Annotated in this window: 12 protein-coding genes; 8 read left to right on the top strand and 4 right to left on the bottom strand. The window is 53.7% G+C overall.

The window, feature by feature from the left end; translation table 11 throughout:
- The 3 genes from QD409_RS19960 to QD409_RS19950 are packed head-to-tail and all read left to right on the top strand — an operon-like array spanning position 1 to position 3,070.
- Positions 1-819, top strand: coding sequence for an SDR family oxidoreductase (locus QD409_RS19960; protein WP_430763494.1), 819 nt, complete (start codon positions 1-3; stop codon positions 817-819).
- Positions 820-829: 10 nt separating this feature from the next.
- Complete coding sequence (locus QD409_RS19955; RefSeq protein WP_430763441.1) at positions 830-1,885, top strand: sugar phosphate isomerase/epimerase family protein; 1,056 nt, start codon at positions 830-832, stop codon at positions 1,883-1,885.
- Positions 1,886-1,894: 9 nt separating this feature from the next.
- Positions 1,895-3,070 carry a Gfo/Idh/MocA family protein gene (locus tag QD409_RS19950; protein ID WP_430763440.1) on the top strand — a complete coding sequence of 392 codons (1,176 nt, stop codon included), beginning with the start codon at positions 1,895-1,897 and terminating at the stop codon, positions 3,068-3,070.
- A gap of 912 nt (positions 3,071-3,982) precedes the next feature.
- Here the strand turns inward: QD409_RS19950 and QD409_RS19945 are convergent.
- The 4 genes from QD409_RS19945 to QD409_RS19930 form a co-directional block, all read right to left on the bottom strand.
- Positions 3,983-4,516, bottom strand: coding sequence for a low molecular weight protein-tyrosine-phosphatase (locus QD409_RS19945; RefSeq protein WP_430763439.1), 534 nt, complete (start codon positions 4,514-4,516; stop codon positions 3,983-3,985).
- The gene (gene asnB, locus QD409_RS19940) at positions 4,506-6,428 is read right to left on the bottom strand and encodes an asparagine synthase (glutamine-hydrolyzing) (protein ID WP_430763438.1); all 1,923 of its coding nucleotides are present in this window, start codon (positions 6,426-6,428) and stop codon (positions 4,506-4,508) included. Before asnB ends, QD409_RS19945 begins: the two co-directional genes overlap by 11 nt.
- 88 nt (positions 6,429-6,516) lie before the next feature.
- The gene (locus QD409_RS19935; protein ID WP_430763437.1) at positions 6,517-7,194 is read right to left on the bottom strand and encodes an inositol oxygenase family protein; all 678 of its coding nucleotides are present in this window, start codon (positions 7,192-7,194) and stop codon (positions 6,517-6,519) included.
- Between the two features lie 82 nt (positions 7,195-7,276).
- Positions 7,277-8,194, bottom strand: coding sequence for a glycosyltransferase (locus tag QD409_RS19930; protein WP_430763436.1), 918 nt, complete (start codon positions 8,192-8,194; stop codon positions 7,277-7,279).
- A gap of 487 nt (positions 8,195-8,681) precedes the next feature.
- Here QD409_RS19930 and QD409_RS19925 point away from each other — a divergent pair, with 487 nt between their 5' ends.
- The 5 genes from QD409_RS19925 to QD409_RS19905 are packed head-to-tail and all read left to right on the top strand — an operon-like array spanning position 8,682 to position 14,443.
- Entirely contained in the window at positions 8,682-10,610 is a 1,929-nt protein-coding gene (locus QD409_RS19925) for a non-ribosomal peptide synthetase (RefSeq protein WP_430763435.1), read from the top strand.
- 43 nt (positions 10,611-10,653) lie between these two features.
- Positions 10,654-11,511, top strand: a complete 858-nt coding sequence (locus QD409_RS19920) for a thioesterase domain-containing protein (protein WP_430763434.1) — start codon at positions 10,654-10,656, stop codon at positions 11,509-11,511.
- Positions 11,508-11,954 (top strand): cobalamin-dependent protein, encoded by a 447-nt coding sequence (locus tag QD409_RS19915; protein ID WP_430763433.1) that lies wholly within the window; start codon positions 11,508-11,510, stop codon positions 11,952-11,954. Before QD409_RS19920 ends, QD409_RS19915 begins: the two co-directional genes overlap by 4 nt.
- Positions 11,941-13,281 (top strand): hypothetical protein, encoded by a 1,341-nt coding sequence (locus QD409_RS19910; protein WP_430763432.1) that lies wholly within the window; start codon positions 11,941-11,943, stop codon positions 13,279-13,281. Before QD409_RS19915 ends, QD409_RS19910 begins: the two co-directional genes overlap by 14 nt.
- Entirely contained in the window at positions 13,265-14,443 is a 1,179-nt protein-coding gene (locus QD409_RS19905) for a hypothetical protein (RefSeq protein ID WP_430763431.1), read from the top strand. Before QD409_RS19910 ends, QD409_RS19905 begins: the two co-directional genes overlap by 17 nt.
- Positions 14,444-14,566: the final 123 nt, after the last annotated feature.

Genomic DNA, 14,566 nt, shown 5'->3' with positions numbered 1-14,566 from the left:
ATGAATCGCATAGACGGGAAAATCGCCGTTACTACCGGCGGCACGCAGGGACTGGGCGCGGCAATTGCCCGACTTTTTGCTGAAGCCGGTGCCGCAGGGATTGTGACGTGCGGACGAAATACCAAGAAAGGTAATGAGGTCGCCGCTTCGATTACTGGCGACACCGGGGTCCCGGTGACGTTTGCGACGGCAGATCTCGAAAAGGTCGAAGATTGCCGATCGATCATTGCGAAAGCGGACGCCGAATTCGGCAGGATCGATATTCTGGTCAATGCCGCCGGCCTTACCGACCGCGGCAACCTTTTGAATTCATCGCCTGAGCTTTTCGATCGCATGTTCGCGATCAATGTGCGTGCACCGTTCTTCCTCATGCAAGACGCGGCAAAGCTCATGATCCGCGATGGCATCAAAGGTAGCATGATCAATATCGGTTCGACGTCGGAGCATGCGGGACAGCCATTTCTCTCGCCCTACTCCTCTTCAAAAGGTGCGCTGGCGACGCTTACCCGAAACTCCGGCTATGCACTGATGCGCAACCAGATCCGGGTGAACCAGCTTGATATAGGCTGGATGGCGTCTGATGGAGAGGATCGCGTCCAGCGCGAATATCATGGCGCGGAGCCAGACTGGCTGGCAAAGGCGGCAGCAGGCCAACCCTTCGGCCGTATCCTGGCGCCCGAAGAAGTCGCCAAAGCCGTCCTTTTCCTGGCATCCGACGATTCGGGGATGATGACGGGCTCGGTTGTCCATTTCGATCAATCAGTCTGGGGAGCCTATGACGGCGGCCCTCCGGCGCCGGCTGTGGCCCTGTGCGAATAAGGGAGAAAACATGAAGACGATCAAGGGACCGGGCATCTATCTCGCCCAATTCGCGGCGGAGGAAGCGCCCTATAACTCGCTTCCAAGCCTCTCAAAATGGGTCGCTGCCAGAGGCTTCGCCGGCGTTCAAATCCCGACCTGGGACAATCGGCTGATCGACATGAAGCTGGCAGCCGAAAGCAAGGCCTATTGCGACGATCTTAGGGGTGTGCTTGCGGACAACGGCCTCGAGGTAACGGAGCTCGGTTCGCACATTACCGGGCAGCTCGTCGCCGTTCATCCGGCACACGACCGGATCATGGACAGTTTCGCCCCAGCGCATGTGCACAATAATCCGGCCGCGCGGCGGGCCTGGGCGGAGGAGCAACTGCGCTTTGCCGCCTGCGCCTCCCGCAATCTCGGCATCGATCGCCATGTAAGCTTCACCGGATCGCTGCTTTGGCCCTACCTCTATCCCTATCCGCAATGGCCGGAAGGCCTAGTCGACGAAGCGTTCGACGAGCTGGCAAAACGCTGGCTGCCCATCCTGAATGACTTCGACGAACAGGGTGTCGATCTGTGTTTCGAGATCCATCCTTGCGAGGATGTCCATGACGGGCTGACGTTCGAGATGTTTCTCGAGCGGGTCGGCAATCATCCCCGCTGCAACATTCTCTACGACCCCAGCCACTTCGTGCTGCAGGCGCTCGACTATCTGGAGTTCATCGATCACTACCACGAGCGCATCAAGATGTTCCACGTCAAGGATGCCGAGTTCCGGCCGAACGGCAAGACGGGAGCCTATGGCGGGTTCCAGCCATGGTCGAAACGCGCTGGACGGTTCCGCTCGCTCGGCGACGGTCAGGTCGATTTCGGCGCCGTTTTCACCAAGCTCGCGACCTATGATTTCGACGGCTGGGCGGTGCTGGAATGGGAATGCTTCATCAAGCATCCCGAGGACGGCGCCGCTGAAGGCGCAAAGTTCATCCGCGAACATATCATCAGGGTCGCCGACCGTGCATTCGACGACTTCGTGAAATCCGGCGCGAATAGAGACGCCAATCGAGCCATGCTCGGACTTGATTGAGGACAGGACATGACTGCAAATTCTACTTCCCAAAAGCCATTGCGCCTCGGAATGGTGGGCGGAGGCAACGGCGCATACATCGGCAATATCCACCGCATCGCCGCTCGCCAGGACAGAGCGTGGAACCTACTTGCAGGTGCTTTTGACGTCGATGCCGCCCGCGGCCACGCTTTTGCTATCAGCGAAGGCTTGGATCCCGCACGCTCCTATGACGACTTCAAGGCCATGATCGCCGGCGAGAGCGCCCGCGAGGATCGGATTGATGCTGTCGCCATCTGCACGCCGAACTTTACCCATTTCCCGATCGCCAAGGCGTTCCTGGAGGCAGGCTTCGACGTCATCTGCGAGAAGCCTTTGACCGCGACTTTGGAAGACGCAGTTGCGCTCGAAGCCCTGGTTCGCAGTAGCGGCCGATTCATGGGCGTCACTTACACCTATTCCGGCTATCCGATGATACATGAAGCCAAGCACATGGTCGCGACGGGTCAGCTCGGCAAGATCCGCACTGTCCAAGTAGAGTACCCGCTCGAATGGATGGCAACCGCGATTGAGACGGAAGGCAATGCACAGGCCGCCTGGCGAACCGATCCGAAGAAAAACGGCCGCGGTGGCTCAATCGGCGATATCGGTACCCATGCCTATCATCTGGCTGGCTTCGTCTCGGGCCTCAAGCTTCAATCGCTGACCGCAGATCTCGCGACCTTTGTCGACGGACGCGCTCTGGATGATAATGCCCATGTCATGCTGCGCTATGAAGGCGGCGCCCGAGGGCTTCTTTGGTCCTCGCAGGTAGCACTGGGATCGTCAAATGGCGTGCGCCTCCGGGTATTTGGCGAGAAAGCCTCGCTAACATGGTTTCAGGAGCAACCGAATGAGCTCGTGCACGCCCGGCTGAATGGACGGACTGAAATCATCAAACGCGGCGCCGACGATCTCAGCGAGGGCGCAAAGGCGCGGACTCGCACGCCTCCCGGCCATCCCGAAGGCTACCTCGAGGCATTTGCAAACCTGTATGCCGGCTTTGCCGAGGCAATTCGCGCCAAGCGCGAAAGACGCGAACCAACGGCGATCGGGCGCGATATCCCCACAGCCTATGATGGGCTCAAGGGTGTGGCATTCGTCGAGGCGGTTGTCGATAGTTCCGTGGCCAGTGAGCAGCCTTGGCTGACACCGCTCGCTGTCTGAATATTCCAGCTTTTGGCCGGCCGCAGCCGACGGGCTGCGGCCTCCATTTGAGAAATATTCCGTATTCAAATTTAAATTCGAGAAGTCAAAAAGCCATAGCTTCGCGGAGTGTGGTGGACACAGATCTTGCCCTATCTGACGTAACCCGACGAAAGTCATCCACTATATATCGGGCAGCTTTTGCATTCCAATTTCACTCGGTCGTTACCCCGAGCCGATGAAAGTCGGAAACTTCTGCTCTTGAAGGGAATCGAACCTTCGACCAACGCCTCAGCTTTTCTAAGCACTTGATAATGCGCTCGCTTTAGAGCGCTGAAAGCCGGATGTGGCGTAAGGCGTTATTATGGAACTTCCGGATCTCATCCAGGAGATCATTGGAGCCTCATGCGTGTTAATTTCCACCCGGAACTGTGCCGGGTAGAAATTAACACGCATCCCTTTTTGTGGCGTGTTTGGTCAAATCCAGAGATCGATGACAACTTTGCCAAAGGCGCCGCAATTGAGATGATCGGGGCCCCGTGGGAAGTCCGACAAGCTGCAGCGCGTATCGGTGATCGGCTCTAGGTTTAGGCCGAGTAATCGTACAGACTACCCGTTTGGGCGGCTGCATAAACCCAAGGTAGTCGCTAATATAATTACCACCGGATTGGACGCCACCCCCGATCTGGCAACTGCAGCGTCCGACGGAGCGACACGCCACGTTCGTTTCGTCGGACACACTGCGACCCGCCCATGGGCCACATCATCCCCCTTAACACGCAAATCCCAACGCCAACATCAGCCGCCTATGCAGATGATTGAAACTACGGCTACCGCGTCAACTGGATGCATCGCGCTTGTTTGGCTCACCTGATGAAGACATGTCGCATGTCTACGCATGATGTTCCCGTGAAATATGGTTCGAAACCTAAACTATCTCCCTGGAAAGAAGCGCTCTCCCGCCAATTCCTGGCACGCGGAAAGAAGCATGAAGTAAACGCGCCGAAAATCCGATTCCTCGCCCTCGTAAGGATCAGGTATTGAAATATCTTGATTGAAGACGAGCTTGTAAACCAGCTCAATTCTCGCAGTCGATTCGACGGGCTTCCTTTTTTTAACTGCGTCCAAATTTCTATGGTCCATGCACAGAATCAGATCGAAGCGAGTGAAGTCTGCGGGTGAAATCTGCCGCGAGCGGTGATTGGAAATGTCTAGACCAAATTTAAGAGCGACGGTGCGGGCACGCAGATCCGCACATTCGCCCTGGTGACGCCCGCTCGTTCCCGCAGATTCAACCCGCACCTGGCTGTTTTTTTGCATCGCTTGGCAAGTAACTTTGAATATGCCTTCGGCAAGCGGTGATCTGCATATGTTGCCCAGGCACACGAAGAGCACTGAGCGAAAGGATTGCCCCGAAACACTCAAGCCTTCTGCCGGCAATTCTGGCAAATTACCCTCAATGTGCAACGAAGTGGCTCCAATGTCTGTACCATTGGACATACATGAGAACCGGCCACAATCTCCAATGTTCGTCGGAATGCCTTGAGGAGTGCGCCAACCATAGCGCTCTTACGGACTGCGATTTGAGATACGGGACGTTTTCCAGGCTTTGCACAGAGATTAGATCTTCCGCCCACTCCCTCAACGATGTCCTCAACCATTCATCGATGGGGAACCCAAATCCCATTTTAGGATAGTCGAGAAGCTGTCGGGGTATGTAGTCGTATGAAAGCGTCTTCTGGAGATCTCTTTGACTCTGCCCGGCATACTTCGCCCATTCGGGAAGACCAAAGGCGTAATCAACCACCTGCTCAGATAGCAGTGGCACCCTGACCTCAAGACCGACACTCATGCTGGCTCTATCGACCTTCGTGAGAATTCCATCCCCCATGTACCGCCGCATATCCTGCAGCTGCATGCGATCGGTCAGCGTTAGAAATTCGTCTGAATCATTCCAAAATAAATCATCGCCCTGAAAACGAATTCGGTCGCCGTCGAATAATGACCCGGGGCCAGTCGTAGTTACTCGGCTATAGAGATCCCTGAACGTCGCGACGGGGTATCCAAACGGAAGATGCTTGGAGACCTCGAATAGCGTATGATTCATCTGAGCTGCGGATGATCGGATGCTTACGCGGTTGCATTCCAGGAATTTAAGGGCTTTTTCACGTAGGTCTGGCTCCAAACTGGATAGCAATTCCCAAAACTGTTGGCACCAGCCATATCGATCATATCCGCAGAATAGCTCGTCCCCTCCGTCTCCCGACAAGCTGACGGTCACTTGTTCGCGTGCCAGGCGCGAGACGGCCAATGTGGGAAGCTGCGAAAAATCTGCAAAGGGCTCGTCATAGTATTTTGGAATGTCCTCGACGATTTCCAATGCACCCTGTGCGTCAAGAATGATCTCATGATGGTCCGACCCAAGATACTTGGCGACGCGCCTTGCCTTCCAACTCTCGTCCCACTGCCTCTCGGCAAAGCCGACGGCGAAAGTTTTGATGGGTCGAGCCGAATGACGGCACGCTATCGCAGCCACCAATGACGAATCGAAGCCCCCCGACAAGAAGCACCCAGTGGGCACATCAGCTTGCATATACTGCTTAATGGTATCGTTTAAGATCTCATCAAGCTCCCGCCGCAGTTGGACTTCGGGTCTATAGGCGCGCCCTTTCGCTTGCTGCTGCTTTGCACTTCGAAGGCTCCAGAAAAACTGCAAATTCGGCTCCTCACCGATTTTCAGTGAAAGGACCTGACCTGGTTCAAGCTGCTTGATCCTCAAAAAGATGGATCGTGGTGACATGATAAATCCGCGATCGACCAAAGATGCCACCGAATCTTGGTCGAGCTGCAACGGTTGTCCTGACCACTCCAAGAGCGACTTTATTTGCGATCCGAAGACGAGCGCGTTGTCATGCCACATCCAATAGCACGGCTTGATTCCTAATCTATCCCGACATAGCCAAAGCTTTCGATCGACGACATCCCACGCGGCAAAGGCGAACATTCCCTCTAGAACGACGAGCGTTCGTTCTATGCCCCACGCGTTGATCGCTTCAACGAGAGCTTCAGTGTCGGAAGTGGTAGAAAATCGCACGCCTTCGGACGCCAGCAATGAACGAAACTGCAAATGATTGTAGATCTCACCGTTAAAGGTAATGACAAATCGACCGTTGCTGGAAGTCATTGGTTGATGCGACCGGCTCTTCGGATCCATCACGGAAAGTCTGGTATGCCCCAAAGCCACGGAATGCGTTTCCAACTCAGTCCATGTGGCGAGGTGGTCGGGCCCACGGTGGTTAAGGGTCTGAGCCATCGCCAATATCTTCTCGCCAGCCTTTCGGATACCCGCGGCGGCGGCAAATCCCGTTATACCGCACATGGCGTACCTCGATCGCTTGGGATGGTCTGGCGGCGCTGAGTGGGCCGCACCCTGAATATGCGAAACATCGACGTAGACCGTGCGTCTGTCAGATCGGAATCTTGTTGGGAAAATACTGCCGTATCAGCGATCCGTAGTCTTTGAGGCGCTTCTTCGGAAGATTGTAGATTGATTTTGTACCCAAATCATGTTTGCGAAATATCCCGAGATACTTTTCATAATAGAGCCTGTCTCGGTCATCCATAAATTCGCGAGACATATCAAATCGCAGGCTATGGAATCTGGTCAACCAAGCGACATGGTCGGGAACATGATCCTTGAGTTTCTGATAAGCGAATTCATCATGATTCCATGTTGTTACTATGTTGTCGAGACCTACCCCCGGCCTGTTCTTGCCGATAGGCTCATTCGGGCCGTTAATAAACTCCGGATTTTCTCCGACCAACTCGGTAACCTTACCCAAATCGTGTATCAGAGCAGCTAAGATCAATGTCTCGTCATCAACTCCATCTCTTTCCATGCCCTCGGCCACTTGAAGCGTATGTACCAATTGATCGACACAGTATAGCTCTGTATCTGTCGGATCAATACATTCCGCCAGCTTTAGTAGTATATCGAAGACATATACATCGCCGAATATTGGCTTGTCATATTTCCCGCGAAGAGCCAGTGAAATCTCAGTCGTTTGACGAAAATGCCCTCTATAGAGCCTTTTCGCTTCGTCCTCGTATTTGTCCCGCCAGTATGCCTGTTCTTCCGCTGTCATATACTCACCCGGCTCCTTACGGAACAGCGGATCTGATGACCCGAATACATTCTTCGTTAGTGGCAACGAAGCTCTGCGCTTTCTAGTAGGCGAATTCATAGCTCTTTACCTCTTCCAGGCGATTATGATCGATTAGTTCAGCGGCATTCGTGATCCATGTACCCATCTGTAGATTGGCCTTTACCTCGAAATCATTTTTCATCTCATCATAGAAAGACGCAGCCTGCCTTATGATGCGAGCGCACTTGTCGTGCATTCCCTTCCGCGCGTTCAAATCCGTTAGCACTATGTGTGCATTTAGACATTCAACTGGAAAATCCCGAGAGAGCGAATTGCAGGTATCTCTTAGCAATGGCACCGCACGCTCAAAGTCACCTGCCTTGAAATATGTATACCCAAGAAACCATTGATATCGCCACCAAGTGGGATCGTGACGACTATGTCGCTCCAGCCTCTCGGAGCGGGCTGAGCGAAAGCCGTTGGTGCCATCAAGGGAATGATTGATTACTACATCCGGCACTAGGGTGGCATTAATACCAAGTCGTCTTGCCGATCGTGTCGGATTACAATGAACCATTCCTTCGTAATGAAGTCCGAGGTCTCGCCTAAACATAGCGAACTTATAGTCGTCAAAAAATGTACCATTGCGCGCGTTCCGCCAGGTCAGAAAGTAGGCCTGATCGTCACCTCGCATTAGTGCTTTGATTTTTCCAATTGCACTTGTCGAGATCTGCTCATCTGCATCAAGGACCAACACCCAGTCACAGGGATTGTTGGCCAAACTCAAATTGCGCGCCTCAGTAATGACGTGTGGATCCTCAGCTGGAGGAGCCACATTGACGACTTTCGCCCCCAATTGGCTTCGAAGATATTCGTCGGTGCCGTCGGTGGAGCCGGTATCAACGATAATGATTTCATCCACGGCAACGCGGATGCTCGAGAGGCATCGATCGATATTTTTCATCTCATTCTTGACGACCATGCTAATACCGACACTCATTGGGTTTTGCCTCCTCACTTTAGTGATATTCAACAAATTCAAGGCATTGCCGACGCATTCGCGGCCGCCAGTTCCCCCCACCGTTCCGCAGTCGAAGTACACTTTTCGGTGGTGTTATAAATTGTTTAGCCTCTATGGTTGTCGAGATAGTTAGCATCGAGTCATCAAGATTACAACTAATAAATGCGCAAATTTTAAATTGCCTCTTTTACGTGTTTACGGCCTATCCAGTAGCGTCCACTTGGATGTCGGTTTCACCGCCTCTCTGTCTCGCAGCATCAGTCTTCATCGAAGGGAACACGTGCGGTTGGGGCAATTACTGCCAGGGAACGATCTTCCCCTCCGACGAATGCTATCGCCAAGGCCAGTCGGAATACACGTTTAGAGATAATTCCATTTCGCTATTGCACCTTTGCGAGATACATGCAATGGTAGTTCTAATATAAAACACAACCTAAAGAATGTGCTGCTTTGGAAGTTGGCCCGTATGGATATTGATATTCATGCAAGGGAAATTTTTGAGCCCGGAGCGCGGTGCGCTTCCGGGTTGGCTGCAGCCTCCCACAATCAAGGACGAGCTTTGGTCATTGAACGTTCGTTCTCAGGAATCAGTTTGATGATCAGCCCTAAATTCGCGGCTCTGGCCGGCGCACCTGGACCGGAACCCCGACGCTTCGTTGATGAATTCACTGAAATCGCCGCGACATACGCGAACGAAGTCGCGGTTGAATCCGGCGATAACACTCTGACATACAGGGCACTCGACGAGCTTTCGACCGTCATCGCAATAAACCTCGCCAGCCGTGGAATTGTCGCCAATCAGGCGGTTGGTGTCTGGACCGGTGAATCCGGCGCGCTCATCGCGACCATTGTCGCAATCTTTAAAATCAACGCCGTCTATGTGCCAATTGATCGAACACTTCCCGATAGTCGAGCAATTGAAATTCTTACAGACGGCCAAGCTAAAATTGTGGTCCTCGATCACCATCAGCCATTCGGCAGTCTTCCCTGTCCCTCTGTCTATCTTTCCGAGCTAATTGAGCCAAATCCAAACCCGGTATCGCGCTCTCGGGAAGTACTCGCGACATCACGTATATGCTACCAGACCTATACTTCGGGTTCGACTGGACGGCCAAAATCGATAAGGATATCCGAGCAATCGATGATGGGTTATCTCGGCGGCATCATAGAGCGCTATGAACTCCCGCTGCGTTCGTCGCTCATTACCACCGCGTCGCTGTCCTTCGATGCTTCCATTCGGGAGATATTCTGCGCGCTCCTTACCGGAAGCACGCTCTACCTCATTCAGCGAGGCAAGGGATTCGATGCTGATGGCTATGTCAGAGTGCTGCAGGAAAAGGGCATAACAGCAGTTTTGTCGATGACGCCGAGTATTCTCAAGGTCATCGCCGTAGCAGCATCCGGCAATCGAATTGAAGCGCTTCCGGCGCTAAGGCTTCTGTGTGTTGGAGGCGAGGTGTTCGACCAGCGAATTGCAGACGTCGGCCGCCGGCTTTTCCCGAATGCCGTTCTCATCAATCATTATGGTCCGTCAGAATGCACGATGACATCCACAGCCTGGATCGTGCCCGCTGGCGATAAATTGCTTGATCGATTGCCGGTCGGAACCCCCAATCGTGACACGAGTATCCTCATAATAGACGCTGAGTCAGGTGAGGTATGCGAGGTCTCACAGGATGGTGAAGTATGGATCGTCGGTCGCGGCGTTTGTGCTGACTATAGCACGCCGCTCCCCTGTATTGATGATCAGCACTTGAAGTCGCTACATGGATGGCCGGCTTACAGAACCGGTGATATCGGCCATATAGCCGAGGATGAAAATCTGTACATACTCGGCCGTTCGGACGAACAGATCAAGATTAGAGGCATTCGAGTAGAGCCAACCCAGGTATCGCGAATTCTCACGGGAATAGATGGAATTGATGATGCCGTCACCGTGTCGGTTCTCGATGACCGCTTAGGCCATCAACTCCATAGCTATGTCGTCCTCAACGAGGGCAGCGCGCTTACAAGCGATGTCGTCAAGGAGAAACTTCGGCAAGAACTTCCCACCTATTTGCTTCCAGCAAGCATCACTTTTATCAGCTCTTTTCCCGTAAACAGGCACGGCAAGCTGGACAAAGGAGCGCTCCCCAAGCCGCACCGGGCGACCGCTACCACAGAGGCGCCGCAGACGCGACTGGAGGCGGATATTTGCAGGACCTTCGCTGAGATCCTTGGGACAGCTACCGTTGATCCAAACGCCTCGTTTTTTGAACTTGGCGGCCACTCACTTTTGGCAACCTACCTTGTTCTGGCGATCAACGAACGCGAAGGCTGTAGCCTGCCCCTCGAAAACATATTTGCAAATCCAACCCCTCGCTTGCTCGCGCGCAACATTGAAGCCGGGAATTAGAGAGAGATCCGTGTAAGACACGGCGACCGATGAGTGGAGACCCATGATAGATAGATACGCCCCCATATCGATCGGTGGATCCGGAAACCCACCGGTCTTTTGCCTCGCTCCCGTACACGGCAGCCCCTCGATCTATCGCCATTTGGTACCGGAACTGGGTCGCAAGGTAAGTTTTGTCGGCCTTTCAAGCTTGGGAGTTTTTCTGGATGTCCCAGCCCCTCCCACGCTTGAAGAGCAGGCCGCTTCAGCGCTCGACCGTATCTTGAAATTCGACGATGTATCTTCCGGTGGATTTGGAATCTTGGGTTACTCGATGGGCGGAAAGCTCGCCTATGAGGTCTCGATCCGTTTGTCGGCTCTCGGTCTTGTGCCGAAAGATATCGTCATCATAGATTCACATTTTGAGGGGGATCGACGCCTGGTCGGTCCAGAAGCTCAAACACACATAGACTGGGTGTGGGATTTATTCTTTACCGTGTATTTTGGTCTTGATCGGCAGAGCGTCATGCACGGTGAGGTTTTTCGACAATTCCTGGGCTCCTGCCTTGCAGATCAGCTCGGCACCGTGCGGCGCTATATATCTATCCACCGGCCGGCAGGCCACCTCGATAATATCTCCAACAATGACCTGCGAAAGCTTTTTCTCTTCCATTATTCGCAATGCAAGTCAGTCGCCAATTATACGCCACCACCCTCGGATCTTTCGATCGTGTATTTGGAAGCCAAACACTCGGAAAACCTTGGCCAAGCGCAGCTGTGGCGCGAAGTCGCCGCCGGCGGATGCTCGATTTTCCAGATAGATGGCACCCATACGTCCATCTTTTACGATCGCGAACGTCAAAACGAACTCGCTCGATGCCTGCGCGACAACGTCGCCTTGTTCCGGGAGAACGACTTATGAGCCAAGAAATTGAGCCTGCCGGAGTCATTATCGCCGTGACGGAAAGCGACGTCCACGTGGTCGGCAACAGGGTTCTGGAATTGGCATTGGCGACGGAAGGCTTTCGCGTTGTTAATTTGGGGGTATGCACGTCTGCTCGAGACATAGCCGAGGCCTATCAGGCGAACAACGATATCATTGCCATCGCGATAGGGAGCATCAACGGCCACGGCGGTACCGATCTCCGCGATTTCGGATCGATCCGGCGCGACTATCAGTTGGGTTGCAGGATTTTCTTCGGCGGATACCTTGAGGTCGGGCGGCGCGCGAGAATGATGGACTACACGCCGGGAGCGCTCGAGACGCTGGGATTAGACGAAATCCTCGACGACATTCCACAATTAATTGGGAGGCTTAATAGTCTTCGCCTCGCATGGAGAGAGCGGCGCCGTGGACAGTTTTGAACATGAAACCATGTCCGTTTCCAAACAGGCACGAGACTTTTTGCGTTCACGGCAATCTCGATCCGTAGCCTCCACGATGGAAAAGGCAAGAGCAAGTGGTCGCATTTTGCTTCAACCAAGGTGCGGTGTCGGCTCGCATGAGCAACAATTGGCTCTACTGAAGAAGTTATCCGAGGATGCGAATCCGGATGTTGCGACCATTACTATAGATTCCTATACGAGACTCGGCGCATTCGACAAAGCCCATGAACTGGCCCGCACAAATCCTGCAACGCTCAATGGGTACCCGTTGGTGGCTCACGGAGCGGAAAGGCTTCGCGAAATGGTATTGGCCATCGAGGCTCCGATACAAATCCGCCACGGGTCACCGGATCCGCGGCGTCTTTTCTCAACCTCTCTTGAAGGCGGCGCGGATGGGTTTGAAGGCGGCCCCCTTTCCTACACTCTGCCCTATTCCAAGGACTTCCCTCTCGAACGATCCCTTCGCGCCTGGGACATCGTCGATGAGGTCTGTGGAGAACTCGCCGAAGACGGAATCAATATCGATAGAGAATTTTTTGGCAGCCTTTCTGGTACGCTTGTACATCCGGTCATCTCGCTCAGCGTTACGTTCATCGAAGCAATGAAGGCGTTCAGCAAGGGGGCAAACAAAGTGGGAATCGCAATATCTCAAAGCGGCTGCCCATATCAGGATATCGCGGGCTTGCGGGCGATCGAGCTCCTCGCGACATCCTTATGTCCGGGCAAGACTGTCTTTCCAATCCTGCATCATTTCATGGGTGTTTTTCCGCGTGACCCGACCAAGGCTTTGGCCCTCATTGCACAGGGGTCCGTCACCGCGCGCCTTGGCAAGGCGACAAAGGTTGTCGTGAAGACGCAGGTTGAGGCACTTGGGATACCGAGCGCCGACGCAAACGCAACGGCGATCAACTTTTCAAGGATTTTCTTTTCCCCGATTTTTGATGGGTTCCTACCAGACAACAGCAAAATCGATGAAGAAGCCCAACAGATTTATTGCGAGGTTGAGTCGCTCGTTTCAATGACGTTCGAACATGGCGATTCAAACGGTACCATAGCCAATCTTTTCGCAGAGGGTCGTCTGGACGTCCCCTTTTGCCCGAGCCGTTATTGCAAGGGGCTTTGCGTTCCGCGAAGAGCAGACGATGGGGCCATCCGCATAGTTGATCCAGGTTTGATGAGCTTTTCCCGGCCGTTTCTAGACAGAGAAATGCGGATGGCCGGACTGAACGCCGACCCAATGCAAATATCCGCGATGATCCGGGATATTCAGTATTTTTCAGGAGAAGATGATGCTGATTCACAATGAACATACCCGCATATTTTCTCAGTCAGACGGGTTGGGGCCAGACGATAAGCTAGCGAGCCTTATGGCGGAACTTGGCGTCTCGCCCATCATAAATGCATCCGCGCCGAAGTCGAACCTATCTGGTCCCGCCTTATCTCATGACATAGCCTCTATCGTTGGTGAAGCGCAGAAGTGGTGTTTTGATCTGGCCGATCTCAATCGCCGCGCCGGCGCCTATTGCGCTGCGCAGTTAGGGGCTGGGAGTGGTGCCCTCACGGGTGGGACGAGTGCCGGCATACTCCTCGCGCTCGAAGTAGCAAAGAAGATGAACAAGGTAGACTCCACGCCGGAGGTAATTATCCGGCGCGGCGATTTCGGTCACTATGCCTATTTGTTTCAGCAGGCGGGGTGCGTGCTTCATGAGGTCGGCAATATCGTCGGCTGTTCAAGTGAAGAACTGACGGACGCATTTAATGAGCGAACCGTTGCCTTGGCGGTGGTGATAAGCCCGAGGCTTCCGCCGGCAGATTTGAGCCTGGCGGAACTGGTGAAACTCGCGGACGATCATAATATCCCTGTCATTGCAGATTGTGCAGCGATCTTCCCGTCTCGTGAACGGCTGTCGGAAATCCTTGGCACGGGATGCCATGCCGTTCTCCTTTCCGGGGGGAAGGTGTTCGGAGGGCCTCAGGCGTCGGGACTACTCCTTGGTGATCAATCGTTTGTCGAGTTTGCGCATCTTATGTCCTTTCCAAGCGACGGCCCGCTGCGCGCCGTAAAGCTGGACCGCGGTCAAATGTTGGGTCTGGCGGCAGCGATTGTCAAATTTCTCGCCAAGCCGTCCACTACATTCCAGGCGGAATATCGGCAACGCTGTGAGGCCGGTGTCAGTGAGCTCGGACAGCTGCGCGGTGCCGCCGTATCGATATTGCCGGAGATACTAATCGAAAAAATACCGATGATAGCTGTCGAAGATACGAGCGGCCTCGGCCACGAGTTTTTCAAGACTTTGACCAATCGACTGCTAAACGGCCCGGCACCGATCGGTGTCCACTACATTCGAGCCAGGCGTATCATTTGCCTTAGCCCTATCGGATTGACGGATCAACAACTGGCATCAGTTTGTCGGCTATTCCGCAAAGCATGGATGGAGCTTGCCGATGACGTCGCCGAACGAAATTAACACAAATGGCTATCGGGGCGCCCTCAGGCAGATCCTGTCTATGGGTTCACAACAATATTTTCTAGACGTCTTTGACGAACCGGACATATCGATTGACGATTTTCTGAATGAGAATATCGCTCA

The organism is Rhizobium sp. BR 315 (assembly GCF_050577975.1).
Lineage (GTDB): Bacteria > Pseudomonadota > Alphaproteobacteria > Rhizobiales > Rhizobiaceae > Rhizobium > Rhizobium miluonense.
Note: the sequence above shows the minus strand (reverse complement) of the source record. Positions and strands in the feature narration are given on the sequence as shown.

What these genes read in the sequence shown, in the direction of transcription:
- QD409_RS19920 (WP_430763434.1), top strand. Translation starts at nt 10,654, where the DNA reads ATGATAGATAGATACGCCCCCATATCGATCGGTGGATCCGGAAACCCA.
- QD409_RS19915 (WP_430763433.1), top strand. Translation starts at nt 11,508, where the DNA reads ATGAGCCAAGAAATTGAGCCTGCCGGAGTCATTATCGCCGTGACGGAA.
- QD409_RS19955 (WP_430763441.1), top strand. Translation starts at nt 830, where the DNA reads ATGAAGACGATCAAGGGACCGGGCATCTATCTCGCCCAATTCGCGGCG.
- asnB (WP_430763438.1), bottom strand. Translation starts at nt 6,428, where the DNA reads ATGTGCGGTATAACGGGATTTGCCGCCGCCGCGGGTATCCGAAAGGCT.
- QD409_RS19950 (WP_430763440.1), top strand. Translation starts at nt 1,895, where the DNA reads ATGACTGCAAATTCTACTTCCCAAAAGCCATTGCGCCTCGGAATGGTG.
- QD409_RS19935 (WP_430763437.1), bottom strand. Translation starts at nt 7,194, where the DNA reads ATGACAGCGGAAGAACAGGCATACTGGCGGGACAAATACGAGGACGAA.
- QD409_RS19930 (WP_430763436.1), bottom strand. Translation starts at nt 8,194, where the DNA reads ATGAGTGTCGGTATTAGCATGGTCGTCAAGAATGAGATGAAAAATATC.
- QD409_RS19905 (WP_430763431.1), top strand. Translation starts at nt 13,265, where the DNA reads ATGCTGATTCACAATGAACATACCCGCATATTTTCTCAGTCAGACGGG.
- QD409_RS19960 (WP_430763494.1), top strand. Translation starts at nt 1, where the DNA reads ATGAATCGCATAGACGGGAAAATCGCCGTTACTACCGGCGGCACGCAG.
- QD409_RS19925 (WP_430763435.1), top strand. Translation starts at nt 8,682, where the DNA reads ATGGATATTGATATTCATGCAAGGGAAATTTTTGAGCCCGGAGCGCGG.